At 72.5% G+C, this 16027-nt stretch carries 11 protein-coding genes; 4 read left to right on the top strand and 7 right to left on the bottom strand.

All coding sequences use genetic code 11. The features are described from left to right. Positions 1 to 126: 126 nt before the first annotated feature. The 4 genes from FED44_RS07925 to pgsA are packed head-to-tail and all read right to left on the bottom strand — an operon-like array spanning position 127 to position 3384. Complete coding sequence (locus FED44_RS07925; RefSeq protein ID WP_117408948.1) at positions 127 to 675, bottom strand: hypothetical protein; 549 nt, start codon at positions 673 to 675, stop codon at positions 127 to 129. Then, on the bottom strand, positions 672 to 1805 hold the full coding sequence (locus tag FED44_RS07920) for a glycosyltransferase family 4 protein (protein WP_117408949.1): 1134 nt from the start codon (positions 1803 to 1805) through the stop codon (positions 672 to 674). The genes FED44_RS07925 and FED44_RS07920 overlap by 4 nt, the downstream gene beginning before the upstream one ends. After that, positions 1802 to 2782 (bottom strand): phosphatidylinositol mannoside acyltransferase, encoded by a 981-nt coding sequence (locus FED44_RS07915; RefSeq protein ID WP_138460216.1) that lies wholly within the window; start codon positions 2780 to 2782, stop codon positions 1802 to 1804. Before FED44_RS07915 ends, FED44_RS07920 begins: the two co-directional genes overlap by 4 nt. Next, entirely contained in the window at positions 2779 to 3384 is a 606-nt protein-coding gene (pgsA, locus tag FED44_RS07910) for a phosphatidylinositol phosphate synthase (protein WP_111700330.1), read from the bottom strand. Before pgsA ends, FED44_RS07915 begins: the two co-directional genes overlap by 4 nt. A gap of 255 nt (positions 3385 to 3639) precedes the next feature. On the opposite strand from pgsA, the gene FED44_RS07905 reads away from it, so the two are divergent. From FED44_RS07905 to FED44_RS07895, 3 genes are all read left to right on the top strand, one after another. Continuing rightward, complete coding sequence (locus FED44_RS07905; RefSeq protein WP_138460215.1) at positions 3640 to 5772, top strand: elongation factor G-like protein EF-G2; 2133 nt, start codon at positions 3640 to 3642, stop codon at positions 5770 to 5772. A 377-nt stretch (positions 5773 to 6149) separates the two neighbouring features. Continuing rightward, positions 6150 to 7745: a glycoside hydrolase family 10-like protein gene (locus FED44_RS07900; protein ID WP_111700327.1), complete on the top strand. Its 1596-nt coding sequence runs from the start codon at positions 6150 to 6152 to the stop codon at positions 7743 to 7745. A 144-nt stretch (positions 7746 to 7889) separates the two neighbouring features. After that, positions 7890 to 10121 (top strand): hypothetical protein, encoded by a 2232-nt coding sequence (locus FED44_RS07895; RefSeq protein ID WP_138460214.1) that lies wholly within the window; start codon positions 7890 to 7892, stop codon positions 10119 to 10121. Positions 10122 to 10142: 21 nt separating this feature from the next. Here FED44_RS07895 and FED44_RS07890 read toward each other — a convergent pair whose 3' ends face one another. Both FED44_RS07890 and thrS read right to left on the bottom strand, forming a co-directional pair. After that, entirely contained in the window at positions 10143 to 10694 is a 552-nt protein-coding gene (locus FED44_RS07890) for an HIT family protein (protein WP_111700325.1), read from the bottom strand. 261 nt (positions 10695 to 10955) lie between these two features. Beyond that, the gene (gene thrS / locus FED44_RS07885) at positions 10956 to 12932 is read right to left on the bottom strand and encodes a threonine--tRNA ligase (protein WP_111700324.1); all 1977 of its coding nucleotides are present in this window, start codon (positions 12930 to 12932) and stop codon (positions 10956 to 10958) included. Positions 12933 to 13160: 228 nt separating this feature from the next. Here thrS and FED44_RS07880 point away from each other — a divergent pair, with 228 nt between their 5' ends. Beyond that, the gene (locus FED44_RS07880) at positions 13161 to 14669 is read left to right on the top strand and encodes a cytochrome P450 (RefSeq protein ID WP_341868635.1); all 1509 of its coding nucleotides are present in this window, start codon (positions 13161 to 13163) and stop codon (positions 14667 to 14669) included. Between the two features lie 36 nt (positions 14670 to 14705). Here FED44_RS07880 and FED44_RS07875 read toward each other — a convergent pair whose 3' ends face one another. Continuing rightward, positions 14706 to 15926, bottom strand: coding sequence for a hypothetical protein (locus FED44_RS07875; protein WP_138460211.1), 1221 nt, complete (start codon positions 15924 to 15926; stop codon positions 14706 to 14708). Positions 15927 to 16027 lie beyond the last annotated feature (101 nt).

Below are 16027 nucleotides of genomic sequence, written 5' to 3'. Positions count from 1 at the left end.
CCGCTCCTCCCGGTGGAGAGCCCCCGTCACCGGGCATGACGCGACCGGCACGCGGACCGTCGCCCAGCATGGCAATGAAACGGCATGAGCTTACCGGGAATACCCCTAATGCCCGTCAAATAGCGACTATGCGGCCATCAGGGCTTCCGGGGGCTCGTCGTCGATGTCGAAGAACCGGGGCGGGTCGGTGTGCCCGGCGAGGTGCAGCGCGCGGGCCAGCCAGCGCCGCTGCGCCGTACGGGTGACCGCGGCGGCGTTGTTGTAGAACCGGCGCGAGTAGACGACCTTGGCGACCGCCGTGTCCAGTTCCTCCAGCAGCGCCTCCCCGGTGGGGTGCTCCGCCAGCCTCTCGCGGAACCGCTCCTGGTCGGCGACCACGCGCAGGGCCCGCGACAGGTCGCTCTCGGCGTGCTCGCGCTCGTCCGGCCCGGCCGTACGGGCCTCGTGGGCGGCCGCGGCGAGCACCAGGGAGGTGGCGGGGTCGAGGATGCGCGAGCCGGCCAGTTCCAGGCAGACCGCCGCGCGGCGCAGCAGCGCGGCGTCGAGGGCGGCCTGCGCGGTCTCCAGCCGGATGTGCAGCCGGTCGAGCCGCCCGGCCCGCCAGGAGACGTAGACGGCGAACAGCACGACGGCCACGAGGGCCACGGCCACCACGGTGATCAGGGTCGACGTCACGGCAGCGCGTCCTCCACGACTCCCGCCTCCGCGTGGGCGACGGTCTCGTACACGCGGACGACCTCCCGCGCGACCGTCGACCAGTCGTACTTCCACACCGCCTGGCGCGCCTCGTCGGAGAGTTTGGCCCGCCGCCCGGGGTCGTCCAGCAAGCGGGCGGCCTCCCGGGCGAGGGCGGCGGGGTCGCCGGTGGCGAACAGCGCCCCGGCCTGCCCCTCGCCCAGCACGCGCCGGAAGGCGGGGATGTCGCTGGCGAGGATCGGCGCCCCGGCCGACATGGCCTCGGTGAGCACGATGCCGAAGCTCTCCCCGCCCAGGTTGGGCGCGCAGAAGACGTCGACGGAGTGGTAGGCGCGCACCTTGTCGGCCTCGCTGACCATGCCGAGCAGCCCGACCCGGTCGCGGTACGGCTTGGGCACCCGGCCGAGCACGTCGTCGGCGTCCCCCGGGCCGGCGACCAGCAGCCGCAGCGCGGGCCGCTCGGCGGCGAGCATGGCGAAGGCCTCCAGCAGCACGGGCAGGCCCTTGCGCGGCTCGTCCATCCGCCCGAGGAACCCGATCACGTTGCCGTCGGGCCCCCAGCCCGGCAGCGGCTCGCCCTCGGCGTACCGGCGCACCGTCACGCCGTTCGGGATCAGCACCGCGTCGCCGCCGAGGTGCTCGACCAGCGTCTTGCGGGCGGCGTCGGAGACCGCGATCCTGCCCGTGATCTTCTCCAGCGCGCTCTGCAGCATCGGCGCGGCCACGGACATCGCCCGCGAGCGCTCGTAGGAGGCGTGGAACGTCGCCACGATCGGCCCCTTGGCGACCCAGCAGGCGAGCACCCCGAGCGACGGCACGGCGGGCTCGTGCACGTGCAGCACGTCGAACCCGCCCTCCCTGATCCACTTGCGCACCCGGTTCGCCGACAGGAAGCCGAACGCGAGGCGGGCCACCGAGCCGTTGTACGGCACGGGCACGGCACGGCCGGCCGAGGTCACGTACGCCGGCAGTTCGGCGTCGTCGGCGGCGGGCGCGATGACGGACACCTCGTGCCCGTCCTCGATCAGCGCCTCGGCGAGGTCCCTGATGTGCGCCTGCACGCCCCCGGGAACCTCCCAGGTGTACGGGCAGACGATCCCGACCTTCACGACCCGGCCCCGGCGGGGGGTTCGACGTCGTCGAGCCAGACGCGCTGGAGCATGTGCCAGTCCTCCGGGTGCTCGGCGATCCCCTTCTCGAAGACCGCCGCCAGTGCCTGGGTCATGACCACGACCTTCTCCTGCCGGGTCCCCTCGGCCGGCACCGGGACCTCTTCGTGCACCCGGATGCCCCAGCCGTCCTCCTCGAACCACAGCACGGCCGGCAGCAGCGCGGCGCCTGTCTGGATGGCCAGCAGCGCGGGCCCGGCGACCATCCGGGTCCGCGCGCCGAAGAACTCGACCTCGATGCCGCGTTCGGTCAGGTCGCGCTCGGCGGGCAGGCAGACGGGGCGGCCCTCGCGCAGGCGCTTGGCGAGCGTGCCGAACGCCATGGCGCTGCCGCCGCCCTTGGCGGTGAGCGGCAGCACCTCCATGCCGAGGCTCTCGCGGTAGGCCACGAACCGCTCGAACAGCGACTCGGGCTTCAGCCGCTCGGCCACGGTGGTGAAGGGGTGGCCCATGTGCACCAGCCAGGCCCCGGCGAGGTCGTAGTTGCCCATGTGGGGCAGCGCGACCACCACTCCCCTGCCCCGGGCGAGGTTGTCGAAGATGCCCTCGGCGCCGGTGAACCGGGTGCGTTCGAGGATCCGCTCCCGGGTGTAGGCGGTGAAGCGGAACGACTCCATCCAGTACCTGAAGTAGGAGCGCATGCCCGCCCGGCTCAGGTCCCGTACGGCGGGGTCCGCTAAGTCCGCGCCGACGACCCGGGCCAGGTTGGCCTCCAGGCGGCGCACGGACCGGCCGCGCCTGCGCCACAGCCGGTCGGCGAGCGCCCGGAAGAACCAGGCGGCCGTCCGCTCCGGCACGTGGCGCACCACGGCCCAGCCGGCGGCGTACGCGGCCGCGACCGCCCGGTCGGCGAGCGGCGTCCCGTGGGGCCGCGGGGGCCGCCGGGGCGGGCCGGGCGGGCCGCCCGTGTCGCTCATCTGTCCACCGCCTGTCTGTAGACGTGCACCATCCGCTGGACGACCGTGACGGCGCTGGCCGCGGCGAGCAGCCAGAGCCCGGCCGCCAGGATGTACGGCACGCCGAGGCCGGAGAGTCCGGCCGCGACGAGCACGACCACCAGGCGCTCCCCCCGCTCGGCGATGCCCACGTTCGCGGTCATGCCGAGCCCCTCGGCCCTGGCCTTCGCGTAGGAGACCAATGCTCCCGCGACCAGGCAGAAGAGCGCGACGGCCGCGAGGACGATCTCGGGCTCGTCCTCGAGGACGAAGTAGAGGATCAGCCCGGAGAAGATCGAGGCGTCACCGAGGCGGTCGAGCGTGGAGTCGAGGAAGGCGCCCCACGTGCTCCCCTTGCCCGTCATCCGGGCGACCACCCCGTCAAGGGCGTCGGCGAGCACGAAGAACGTGATGACGGCTGATCCCGCGAACAGATGTCCGGACGGGTAGAAGACGAGGGCCGAGGCCACCACTCCGAGCGTGCCGACCGTGGTGATCACATCGGGCGAGATCCCGCGGCGGGCGAGGGCCCGTCCCAGGGGGGTCATGACTCGGGTGACGGCGGGGCGCAGGATGTTCAACATCGCCGTCCGATCGTAGGCCATCCAGGGCCGCCGCACCTCGCAAGCACATTCGCCGAAAAGTCTTGTGATATGCGCCACATGGGTAAAGGGTGAAGAGCACGCGCCCGCAGGACCGCACGGAGATGACGCGGAGGTGAACCCCGTCGTGTGGTCGTGAGAGGGCGGGCCCCGGGCGCGGGAAGCGACGGCACGAGCGGCCGGCGCGGGGCGCGTCCGTGCGCCCCCTCTCCGCCGCTCCGAGATTCGGGAGGCGATGTGGCCGAAAGATCAACCGGCGCGACAACAGGGGCCGCGGGCAGGGCACCCGTGGCCGATCGGCCGGACATGGTGCGCAATGTCGTGCTGGTCGGCCATTCCGGAGCCGGGAAGACGACCCTGATCGAGGCGCTGCTCGCGGAGACGGGCACCGTGCAGCGTCCCGGCCGGGTCGAGGACGGCACCACGGTCAGCGACTTCGACGAGGTGGAGGTGCGCCAGCAGCGCTCGGTGAACCTGTCGGTCGCCCCGGTCGTCTACAACGGCATCAAGATCAATTTTCTGGACACCCCGGGGTACGCGGACTTCGTCGGCGACCTGCGGGCCGGGCTGCGCGCCGCGGACGCCGCGCTGTTCGTGGTCTCGGCCGTCGAGGGCGTCGACGGGCTCACCCGGATGATCTGGGACGAGTGCGCGCTCGTCGGCATGCCGCGCGCGGTGGTGATCAGCAAGATCGACCACCAGCGGGCCGCCTTCGACGACGTCCTCGCCACCTGCCAGGACGCGTTCGGCGACGGCGTGGCGCCGCTCTACCTGCCGGTGGACGGCACCGGCCTGCTCGGCCTGCTGTCGCAGCGGCTGTTCGACTACGGCGGCGGCCGCAGGTCGGAGCGGGAGCCGGCCTCGGACCAGCTCGCGCTCATCGAGCAGTACCGCGGCGACCTCATCGAGGGGATCATCCAGGAGAGCGAGGACGAGTCCCTCATGGACCGCTACCTCTCCGGGGAGACGATCGACACCAAGGTGCTCATCGACGACCTGGAGAAGGCGGTGGCCCGGGGCAGCTTCTACCCGGTGCTCGCCACCGCGCCCGGCGTCGGCACGCTGGAGCTCCTGGAGATCGTCACGCAGGGCTTCCCCTCGCCCCTGGAACACCCGCTGCCGCACATCACCACGATCGACGGCAAGCCGTGCAAGGAGATCACCGCCGACCCGGACGGCCCGCTGGTGGCGGAGGTCGTCAAGACGACCAGCGACCCGTACGTCGGGCGGATCAGCCTGGTCCGGGTCTTCTCCGGCACGCTGCGGCCCGACATGACGGTCCACGTCTCCGGCCACGGCCTGGCCGACCGGGGTCACGAGGACCACGACGTCGACGAGCGGGTGGGCGCGCTGTCCTCGCCCCTCGGCAAACTGCAGCGGACCGTGGGCAAGTGCGTCGCCGGGGACGTCTGCGCGGTCGCCAAGCTGTCGCGCACCGAGACCGGCGACACGCTCTCCGCCAAGGACGAGCCGCTGCTGGTCGAGGCGTGGACCATGCCCGACCCGCTGCTGCCGGTCGCGATCAGGGCGAGGTCGAAGGCCGACGAGGACAAGCTGAGCCAGGCCCTCGGCCGCCTCGTCGCCGAGGACCCGACACTGCGGCTGGAGAACAACGCCGAAACCCGCCAGCTCGTGCTGTGGTGCATGGGCGAGGCGCACTCCGACGTCCTGCTCGACCGCCTGGCCAAGCGGCACGGCGTGGAGGTCGAGAAGGTCGGCCTGCGCGTGCCGCTGCGGGAGACGTTCGGCGGCCGGGCGCAGGCCATGGGGCGCAACGTCAAGCAGACCGGCGGCCACGGGCAGTACGCCATCTGCCACATCGAGGTCGAGCCGCTGCCGTCGGGCGGCGGGTTCGAGTTCGTCGACAAGATCGTGGGCGGGGTGGTCCCGCGGCAGTTCATCCCGTCGGTCGAGAAGGGCGTGCGCGCGCAGATGGAACGGGGGGTCGTCGCCGGCTACCCGATGGTCGACATCCGCGTCACGCTCTACGACGGCAAGGCCCACTCGGTGGACTCCTCCGACATGGCCTTCCAGATCGCCGGTCAGCTCGCGCTCAAGGAGGCCGCGGCGAAGGTGGCCACGCACCTGCTCGAACCCGTGGACGAGGTCGCGGTGCTGGTGCCCGACGACTACGTCGGCGCCGTGATGTCCGACCTGTCCTCACGCCGGGGCAGGGTGCTCGGCACCGAGCCGGTCGGCACGGGCCGCACGCTGGTGCGCGCCGAGGTCCCGCAGCTGGAGATCACCCGGTACGCCGTCGACCTGCGCTCGCTGTCCCACGGGACGGGCACGTTCACCCGCTCCTTCCTGCGGTACGAGCCGCTGCCCGCGCACCTGGTCGACAAGGTGGCCGCGGCGGGCGAGCAGTAGGCCCGCATCGCGCGACGGCTCGGACGACCGTCTGGACGATCAGCTGGACGACTGTCCGGACGACCATCGGACACGGACGCCCGGCGGCACGCCTCCCGCCGCCGGGCGTGCGGATGTCACCAATCCGCCTCACAACCATTCCCCCGCGCCCCGGCGGCCCCTCGTCCGGCCGGGACGGGCCGCGCCGCCGCCGGACGGGCCGTTCGCGCAGCTCATCCGTACCGCCGGGTTTGACCGGACAGCCGCCCGGGGAGCCTCACGACGTGCCCCGCGTCACATCCGCATCACAAGTGCGTTTCGTTTTTTCTGGCTAAACCGCTCTTATGCCGATGTAAGACTGGTCGCCGGACTTACCGGCAAATCGGAGGGGCAGCCACGTGACCGAGCGGAGACAGGTCGTCCGCCCGTTGATCGCCACCACCGTCATCGCCGCCGCCGCCATCGGCGCCGCCTACACGTTCGGCCCCGGGGCCCAGGCCGAGAAGGTCGGCAGCACGGCGAAAGCGAAGGACGGGCGGACCCAGGTGGTGAAGGCGGAGACGCTGACGGCGACGGGCGCCTGCGCGACCAGCGCGAAATATCCCAAGCGCCAGCTCCGCGGTGTCTGGATCGCGACCGTGCACAACGTCGACTGGCCGTCGAAGCCCGGGCTGTCGCCCGACCGGCAGAAGGCCGAGTACCTGAGGATCCTCGACAACGCGGTGAAGCGCCGGCTGAACGCCGTGTTCTTCCAGGTGCGTCCCGCCTCGGACGCGATCTACCGCTCGTCGCTGGAGCCGTGGTCGCAGTGGCTCACCGGCACGGCCGGCCGGGACCCGGGCTGGGATCCGCTGCCGTTCCTCGTGGAGGAGGCCCACAAGCGGGGGCTGCAGTTCCACGCGTGGTTCAACCCCTACCGGGCGGCCGACTCGGCCACCGCGAAGCTGCCCGCCGGGCACCCGGCGCGGCTGCACCCCGACTGGGTCGTCAAGCACGAGGGCAAGCTCTACTACAACCCCGGGCTGCCCCAGGTGCGCGACTGGGTGACCAAGGTCGTGACGGACGTCGTGCAGCGTTACGACGTCGACGGCGTCCACTTCGACGACTACTTCTACCCCTACCCGGGCCGGGGCACGAGGTTCGCCGACCAGGCGGCGTACAAGAAGTACGGCAAGGGCCTGAGCCTCGCCGACTGGCGGCGGCGCAACGTCAACGACCTCGTCGCCCAGGTCTCGGACGCGGTCCACGCGGCGAGGCCGTACGCCGTCTTCGGGATCAGCCCCTTCGGCATCTGGCGCAACAAGGCCGAGGACCCGGCGGGGTCGGCCACCAAGGGCATGTCGGCCTACGACTCGATCTACGCGGACGCGAAGGCGTGGATCAAGAAGGGCTCGGTCGACTACGTGATGCCCCAGCTCTACTGGCCCCGGGGCTTCGCCGCCGCCGACTACACCGTCCTCGCCAAGTGGTGGGCCGACGCGGTGAAGGGCACCGACGTGGATCTCTACATCGGGCAGGCGCTCTACCGGGTCGGCGCGACCGACACCCCGGCCTGGACCAAGGCCGGGGAGCTGCCCGCGCACCTCACGCTGAACCGCAAGCACCCGGAGATCTCCGGCGACGTCTACTTCAGCGCCGCCCAGCTCGTGCGGAACCCCCTGGGCGTGCTCGACCGGATCGTGAAGGAGCACTACACGCGGCCCGCGCTGCCGCCGGTGCTCAGGACGGGGTCCACCGCCGCGCCGGCCGCCCCGCGCGGGGTGAAGGCCGCCTCGGGGGCGCTGACCTGGCAGGCCCAGCCCGGCGCGCAGGCGTACGCCGTGTACCGGGTGACCGGCAAGGACGCCTCCTGCGCCACGGCCGACGCGCGCAACCTGCTCGCCGTCGTGCCGGCCTCGGCCGCGCCGCAGTACGCCGCAGCGGGCTCGGGCGCCTACTACGTCACCACGCTCGACCGCCTCGGCAACGAGAGCGCCGCCACCCTGGCGACATGACCCGTACGCCCGGCTCCGGCGGCCCGATCCCGTCCGCCTGATCCGGGCCGCCCGGGACGGACCGAGTCGCTGCGCGGACGTCCACGGGTCCGGTAGCGTGGTCGCGGGTTTTTCCAAGATCATGTACGGGCCTGGGGGTCGCCGGTGAGTGGCACGTGGGTGAGGCGCGCGCTCGTCGCCGTCGTGTTCGGTGTGTCGGTCGTGACTCTCGCGCCCACCACGGCCGCGTACGCCGGACTCGCGGCCGGACCGGAGCAGAGGCCCGGCCAGGGCGGGACGGCCGCCGGCGAGAAGACGGCCGGCGAGCGGATGGTCCTGGTCGGGATCCCGGGGCTGATGTGGAGCGACGTCACCCCGGCGGACACCCCCGCCCTGTGGCGGCTCGCCGGTGAGTCCGCCATCGGCTCCCTGTCCGCCCGGACCGTCCGCAAGGACGGCACCTGCCCCTACGACGGGTGGCTCACGGTCTCGGCCGGGGTGCGCTCGGCGGTGGGCGGACGCTGCGGCATGGCGCCCACGCCCGAGGCGAGCGGCGCGGGCGCGGTGGTCCCCGAGTTCTCCTGGCTGTGGGAGGTGCGCGAGCAGCGCGACGCCGGAACCCTCGGACAGGCCCTGCACACGGCCGGGCGGACCACGATGGCCGTGGGCCCGGGCGCGGCGCTCGCGCTGGCCGACCGCGCCGGGCGCGTGGACGTCTACGCCGCCGACGCCGGGCAGGTCTCGGACTGGACCCGGGCGGACGTCGTCGCGGTGGAGATCCCCGATCTCATCGCTCCCTACATCTCGGCCGACCGGCTGAGCGAGGTGCCGGAGGCGGTGTCCCCGCAGGCGCGCCGGGCGGCGGCGCAGGCGGCCGACGCGAAGCTCGGCGCGCTCCTGCCCCGCCTGGGACAGGCGACGGTGCTGGTGGCGGGCGTCGGTGACCACGGGCCGGTGCCGCACCTGCGGGTGGCGATGCTGCGCGGCCCGGCCACAACCGGCCCGGACTCCGCCCCGGCCACCGGCCTGGACGGCGCGGGCGCGACCGGGCCGGGACGCACGCTCGGCGCCAGGTCCACCCACCGTGACGACATGATCATCCTGCCGGACCTCACCGCCACGATCCTCGCCCGGGCCGGAGTGGCCGCTCCCCCGAACGTCGTCGGCGTCCCGGTCGAGACACACGGGACCGGCGGCGGCAGTCTCGCGGAGGGCGTCGCGGCCCTGCGGACCGCCGACGTGGCCGGGCAGACGATCAGGAACACCACCGGCGTCTTCTTCACCACCCTCGCCGTGCTCCAGGTGCTGTTCTACCTGACCGCGTTCCTGTTGCTGCGCCGCCGCGACCGGCTGCCCGCCGTACGGTCCGCGGCCGTGGCGCTGGCGGCGATCCCCGCCTCGACCTATCTGGTCAACCTTCTCCCGTGGGCCCGTACGGCGCAGCCGGTGCTCACGCTCTTCGCCTCGATCGCGGCCATCGCGGCGGCGCTGACCCTCGTGGCCCTCGCTGGGCCGTGGCGGCGCGCCGTGCTCGGGCCGCTGACCGTGATCGCGGCGGTGACCGCGGCCGTGCTGCTCGGCGACCTGCTGACCGGCACGCCCCTGCAGCTCAACAGCCTGATGGGCTACACGGGAGTGGTCGGCGCCCGCTACTACGGCCTGGGGAACATCCCCTTCGCGTTGCTGGCCACGGCCGTGCTGCTCGTGACCACGGCCGTCGCGGACCGGCTCGTGCGGTCGGGCCGCAAGTCCGTCGCGGTGGCCCTGATCGCCGTGCTCGGGGCCTTCGCCATGCTGCTGGACGGCTGGCCCGGCGTGGGCAGCGACTTCGGCGGCGTCATCGCCTTCGTCCCCGGCATCGCGGTCACCGCGATGATCGTCGCGGGCAGGCGGGTGTCGGTGGTCAAGCTGGGCGCGTTCTGCGCGGCGGGCGGCGTGCTGGTGATGACGATCGCCTACCTCGACTACCTGCGTCCCCCGGCCAGCCAGACGCATCTCGGGCGGTTCGCCGGGCAGGTCGCCGACGGCACGTTCCTGCCGGTGATCTCCCGCAAGCTCGGGGCGATGCTCGCCACGCTGCTCAGCCCCAACCTGATGCCGGTGGTGATCGCCGCCTTCGCATTCCTCGTCTTCGCGCTGCTGCGCCCCGGCACGGCCAGCGCCGGGGTGCTGCCGGTCGCGTTCGAGCGGGCGCCCACGCTCAAGGCGGGCCTGCTCGGCGCGCTCGTGAGCGGGGTGGTCGGCATGCTCGTCAACGACTCCGGGGCCGCCGTGCTGTCCATGGCCCTGGCCCTCGCCGTACCGCTGGTGCTCAGCGCGGGGATCCGCGCCCTGCAGTACGGCGAGCCCGCCCCGGCGGCCACCGCGCCGATCCCCCCGGCGGGTCTGGCGGGCTGAGCCCCGGTGGCCGGGGCGCGGTCAGGAGTCGGCGGGCCAGGCGCCGGCGAGCAGGTCGCGGGTGTCGCGCAGCAGCTGCGGCAGGACCCTGGTGTGCCCGACCACCGGCATGAAGTTCGTGTCGCCGCCCCACCGGGGCACGACGTGCTGGTGGAGGTGGGCGGCGATGCCCGCGCCCGCCACGCCGCCGAGGTTCATGCCGACGTTGAAGCCCTGCGCCCCGCTCGCCTTGCGCAGCGCCTGCGTGGCGCGCTTGGTGAACTCGGCGAGCTCGGCGGTCTCGGGCCCGTCGAGGTCGGCATAGTCGGACACGTGCCGGTACGGGCAGACCATCAGGTGCCCGGAGTTGTACGGGTAGAGGTTGAGCACGGCGAACACGGCCGATCCCCGCGCCACGATCAGCCCGTCCTCGTCGGAGAGCTTGGGGATCTCGCAGAACGGGCAGCCGTCGTCCGCGCCGGAGCCGGTGGGCTTGTTCTCGCCCTTGATGTAGGCCATCCGGTGCGGAGTCCACAGGCGCTGGAAGTTGTCCGGAACCCCGGCGCCGGCCTGCTCGATCGGCTCTGAATCCACGGTCGTCGCTTCCCTCCGGTCCGTCCCCTGCGCCAGGCCACCGCCGCTGCCGCCCGTACGACGACCGGCGGCACTGTGCACCATCAGCACTGTGCACCGGCAGTACTGTGCAGCAGCATATGACCCGGCGGATCTCCCCCGGCCCGCCGGGTTCACCGTACCGGAGCGCCATCGGGCGCAGCGGGCGTCCCCACGGAGGGGGCGCCCGGGTTCGCCGTACGACGTTCCGTCCAGGCCTCGACGGAGCCGGGCCCGCAGGCGTCAGACCTGGACGCGGCGGCGGACCGCGTCGACGATCTCCTCGATCGCCTGGTCGACCGGCACGCCGTTCTTCTGCTCGCCGCTCCGGTAGCGGAAGGAGACCGCGCCGGCCGCGATGTCGTCGTCGCCCGCGAGGAGCATGTACGGCACCTTGGCCTTCTGCGCGTTGCGGATCTTCTTCTGCATGCGGTCGTCGCTCTCGTCGACCTCGATCCGGATGCCCTGCTCGCGCAGCCTCTTGGCGACGTCCTGGAGGTACGGCGCGTGGGCGTCGGCGATCGGGATGCCGACGACCTGCACCGGCGCGAGCCACGCGGGGAAGGCGCCCGCGTAGTGCTCGACCAGCACGCCGAAGAACCGCTCGATCGACCCGAACAGCGCCCGGTGGATCATGACCGGCCGCTTCCGGGTGCCGTCGGCGGCCTGGTACTCCAGGCCGAAGAGCTCGGGCAGGTTGAAGTCGAGCTGGATGGTCGACATCTGCCACGACCGGCCGATGGCGTCCCGGGCCTGCACGGAGATCTTCGGGCCGTAGAAGGCGGCGCCGGCCGGGTCGAGGACCAGCTCCAGCTTCTCGGACTCGGCCACCTCCCGCAGTGTCTCGGTGGCCTGCTCCCACGTCTCGTCGTCGCCGACGGACTTCTCCGGGTTCTTGGTGGACAGCTCCAGGTAGAAGTCCTCCAGGCCGTAGTCGCGCAGCAGGTCGAGCACGAACCGCAGCAGCGACTTCAGCTCGTCGCGCATCTGCTCCTGGGTGCAGTAGATGTGCGCGTCGTCCTGGGTCAGGCCGCGTACGCGGGTCAGGCCGTGCACCACGCCCGACTTCTCGTACCGGTAGACCGTGCCGAACTCGAACAGCCGCAGCGGCAGCTCACGGTAGGACCGCCCGCGCGCCCGGAAGATCAGGTTGTGCATCGGGCAGTTCATCGGCTTGAGGTAGTAACGCGCCCCCTCCAGCTCCATGGGAGGGAACATGCCGTCGGCGTACCAGTCGAGGTGCCCGGAGATCTTGTACAGGTTGTCCTTGGTGATGTGCGGGGTGTTGACGAAGGAGTATCCCGCCTCCTCGTGCCGGCGGCGCGAGTAGTCCTCCATCACCCGGCGGATCACCCCGCCCTTGGGGTGGAAGACCGGCAGCCCCGAGCCCAGCTCGTCGGGGAACGAGAACAGGTCGAGCTCGGCGCCGAGCTTGCGGTGGTCGCGCTTCTCGGCCTCCTCCAGCAGGCGCAGGTACTCGTCCTGCTTCTCGCGGGTCTCCCAGGCGGTGCCGTAGATGCGCTGGAGCTGCGGGTTCTTCTCGCTGCCCCGCCAGTAGGCGCCGCCGGACCGCATGAGCTTGAACGCCGGGATGACCCGGGTGCTGGGCAGGTGCGGCCCGCGGCACAGGTCCTTCCAGCACAGCTCGCCCGACTTGGGGTCGAGGTTGTCGTAGATGGTCAGCTGCCCGCCGCCCACCTCGACGTCCGCGCCGTCGGCCGACTCGGCGGCGCCGCCCTTGAGCCCGATCAGCTCCAGCTTGTACGGCTCGCCGGCCAGCTCCTCGCGGGCCTCGTCGTCGCCGACCGGGCGCCGGCGGAAGGTCTGCCCCTGCTTGACGATCTCGCGCATGCGCTTCTCGACGCGCTTGAGGTCGTCGGGGGTGAACGGCTCGCGGACGTCGAAGTCGTAGTAGAAGCCGTTCTCCACCGGCGGGCCGATGCCCAGCTTCGCCTCGGGGAAGATCTCCTGCACGGCCTGGGCCATGACGTGCGCGGTCGAGTGACGCAGGATCGCCCGCCCGTCGGGGCTGTCGATCGCGACCGGCTCGACGAGGTCGCCCTCGGCCACCTCGGCGGCGAGGTCGCGGAGCTCTCCGTTGATCCGGGCGGCGATCACCGACCGTCCGTCGGCGCCGAGCGCCTCCCCGGCCGTCGTGCCCGCCGCCACCACGCGCTCGGCTCCGGCGAGGGTGATGCGTATCTCAAGGGCGGCGGACACGGTAGCTCCTTAGGACAGTGTCGATGTAGCGCGCACGCGGAGAGGCGGCGGCTCCGATGCCTCCGATGCTACCGGTGCCGTCATCCCGATTTCTCGTGCCGGCTCCGGGCGCCGGGGGTGGGCGGGTCGCTCCCGGTACCGAGGGTGCGGCGGGTCGCTTCCGGCGCCGGGGTGGCCGGTGGGCGGCGGCGGGTCCCGTACGCGGCAACGGGCCGGGACCTGCCCGCCATGCGCCTGTCACCGTGCCGCCAGTTCCCGGCCGGACTTGGCGGTGATTACGTGGAGTCGCCGAGCTATGGCGATGAGCGACCTCAGGGTGGCTGGAGGATCATGCGCTCCCCTCTTCGACGCACCCCGCGCGGCGGCCTCGATCACGACGGGCTACCCGAGCGCGGGAAGGCGCCGGAACGTGCCGGCCGGCCGCCCAGGGCACCGGGCGGCCGGCCACTGCTCGGCCACATGAAACCCCTGCTCACCGATCCGCTGGGCCTGCTGGCGGCGCTGCCACGCCACGGGGAGGTCGTGGAGCTGCGGTTCGGCCGGACGCCGACCTATGTGGTGTGCTCGCCGGAGGCGGCCCAGCGCGTGCTCAGGAACTCCGACCACGCCTTCGACAAAGGGGGCGTGTTCTACGAGAACATGCGGTCGATCGTTGGTGACGGCATGGCCACCTGCCCCCTGGCCAAGCACAAACGACTCCGCCGGCTCGCGCAGCCCGCCTTCCACAGCGGCCGGATGACCGGTTATGCCCGGACCGTCCAGGCCCAGGTTGGCGCTGTCACCGCGACCTGGCGCCACGGACAGATCCTGGACGTACTGCCGGAGATGCGGTCGCTGGCCACCCGCTCCACCCTCGCGACCATGTTCTGCCGCCGCGATCTCGGCCCCGAAGTCGCCGGGCTACGGCGGGCCGTCACCGACTTCGTCGACCACCAGACCATCCTGCGGATGATCGCCCCAGGCCTCAACCGCCTGCCCACCCGCCGCAATCACCGCTATCGCGAGAGCGAGGCCAGGCTGCTGCGCTTCCTGGACGAGGAGATCGCCGCCTACCGCCGGGACGGCGCGGACCACGGCGACCTGATGTCCATGTTCACCACCGCCCTCGACAGCGACCGGCTCAGCGACAAGGAGGTGCGCGACACGGCCATGACCGTGCTCCTCGGCGGGATCACCGCGACCGCCGTCGGCCACGCCTGGGCCCTGCACCAGCTCTCCCAGGACTCCGCGCTGGACGCCGAAGTGGCCCACGAAGCGCAGGCCGTCACCCGGCTCGGCCAGGGGCACACCGCCGCCGACGTGATGGCCCGGCTCCCCCGCACCCGAGGCGTCGTCGCCGAGGTCCTGCGAATGCGCTCTCCCAGCTGGATCTTCCCGCGGGTGGCCGTCACCGACACCGCCATCGGCTCCCGGCGCATCCCGGCCGGCGCGCAGGTGCTGCTGAGCCCGTACGTGCTGCACCACCGGCCCGACCTGTTCCCCTCCCCGGAGGCCTTCGATCCGTACAGGTGGGACGGACGTGACCCGCACCAGGTCAAGGGCTGGCTGCCCTTCGGGGCAGGAGAGTCGAAATGCATCGGCTACGAACTCGCCTTCATGGACCTGACGTTGTCCCTCGCCGGCATCATCCGGTCCTGGCGCCTGCTCCCCTGCCCCGGCTCCGTACGCCCACGGCCACGACTGCACCTGGAGCCGCACGGCCTCACCCTGCGACTGACCGAACGGAACCAGCGCTGACCTGCCCTTGAGGAGTCGGCGGTGAGTGAGCCCGGATCACATGGCGAGCGGGTATCCCCGGGTGTCGAGGTCGAGCGCGAGCAGCTCGCGGCGGTCATGGCCGGCGAAGGTCACCTGCGGCCAGTCGGCGAAGCGGCTGCGGATGGTGGAGGGGACGCAGTGCCCGGGGAGGACGATCCGTTCCAGATGCGCCAGCTCCCGCCGCTGCCGTAGCAGGGCGGGGAAGTCGAACCGGTGGGCGTCGTTGACCTTCCACAGGTCGAGGGTGGCCAGCCTCGCGACGACCGGAGAGGTGCCCAGGCCCCTGGGATCCACGTGTGTCTCCCACAGGGCGAGGTGGCGGAGGGCGGGCAGGGAGAGGCCGGCCAGCATGTCCAGCAGGGAGGGCGCGCGCTCGTCGATGCCGTACGCCACGAGCGTGTGCAGCCGGGGCGCCCCGTCCCGGAGCAGCGGCGCCACCTGCCACGCGGGGCACTCCAGTGCGCGCAGGCCGGGGTATCGCCCCGCGACCGGCGCTTCGGCGAGGTCGTCGCGCTGGCTCGGCAGGCACAGGTGGCTGAGCCGGTCACCGGCGGAGTAGGAGCTCAGGACCGGGTCGAGGCGGGCGGTGCCACCCCAGGTGCGGATCCGGAGCGAGCGCAGCCGGCTCATGTGTTCGCCGGCGAGCAGGCTCCGGAGCCGGTGCCGTCCCGTGAGATCGATCCGCCAGGGCTCGCGCCGGGGGTCGAAGCCCAGCCGGCCCGGTGTCATGCCCTTGGCGGTGGCCAGCCCGTCGACGAGTGAGACCACATCGTGCCCGTCGACGTACGCGTGGATCGCGGGTCCGTCCGGGATCAGGAGGAGGTGGTCGTCCAGCAGGCCGTAGAAGGACACCGGGGAGTCGATCGCCTCGATCGCCGCCCGCTCGGCGTCCCGTGCCGCCTGATCGTCCTCCCACAGCCGCAGCGCCTGTGCCCTGATGAGCTCGCCCCGGGCGCCGCCGACCTTCGCGGCGAACGCGAACGCGTATCCGGCGTCGTCCGCCGGGGTGCCGAGGACGCTGCGCGCGGCCTCCTGCGTCCGGGGGGAGTATCCGCCGGCGACGTATCGGTCCACGGCCAGTTCGAAGTGCACGGCGGCGACGTCCTCGTCCACGTCGTCGATCAGCACCTCGGCTCTGTTTCCGTGACGCTCGCTGACCCGGCACCCTCGCCGTCGCAACTCCACGCGCGTGCCGCGCGGACCGGCCAGCCACATGGTCACATCGGGAGGCGTCACGATGGGGATTGTCGCCGATCGCATAAACGGCCTTTTTAACGAGTTGCCGTGCTTTGGTGCTGACGGGCAGGGTGTCGACGACCGCCTCGTTCCCGACGCCG

Origin of the sequence: Microbispora triticiradicis, from assembly GCF_005864065.1 — a bacterium.
GTDB classification, from domain to species: Bacteria; Actinomycetota; Actinomycetes; order Streptosporangiales; family Streptosporangiaceae; genus Microbispora; species Microbispora triticiradicis.
This window is presented reverse-complemented; position numbering and strand designations above follow the sequence as displayed.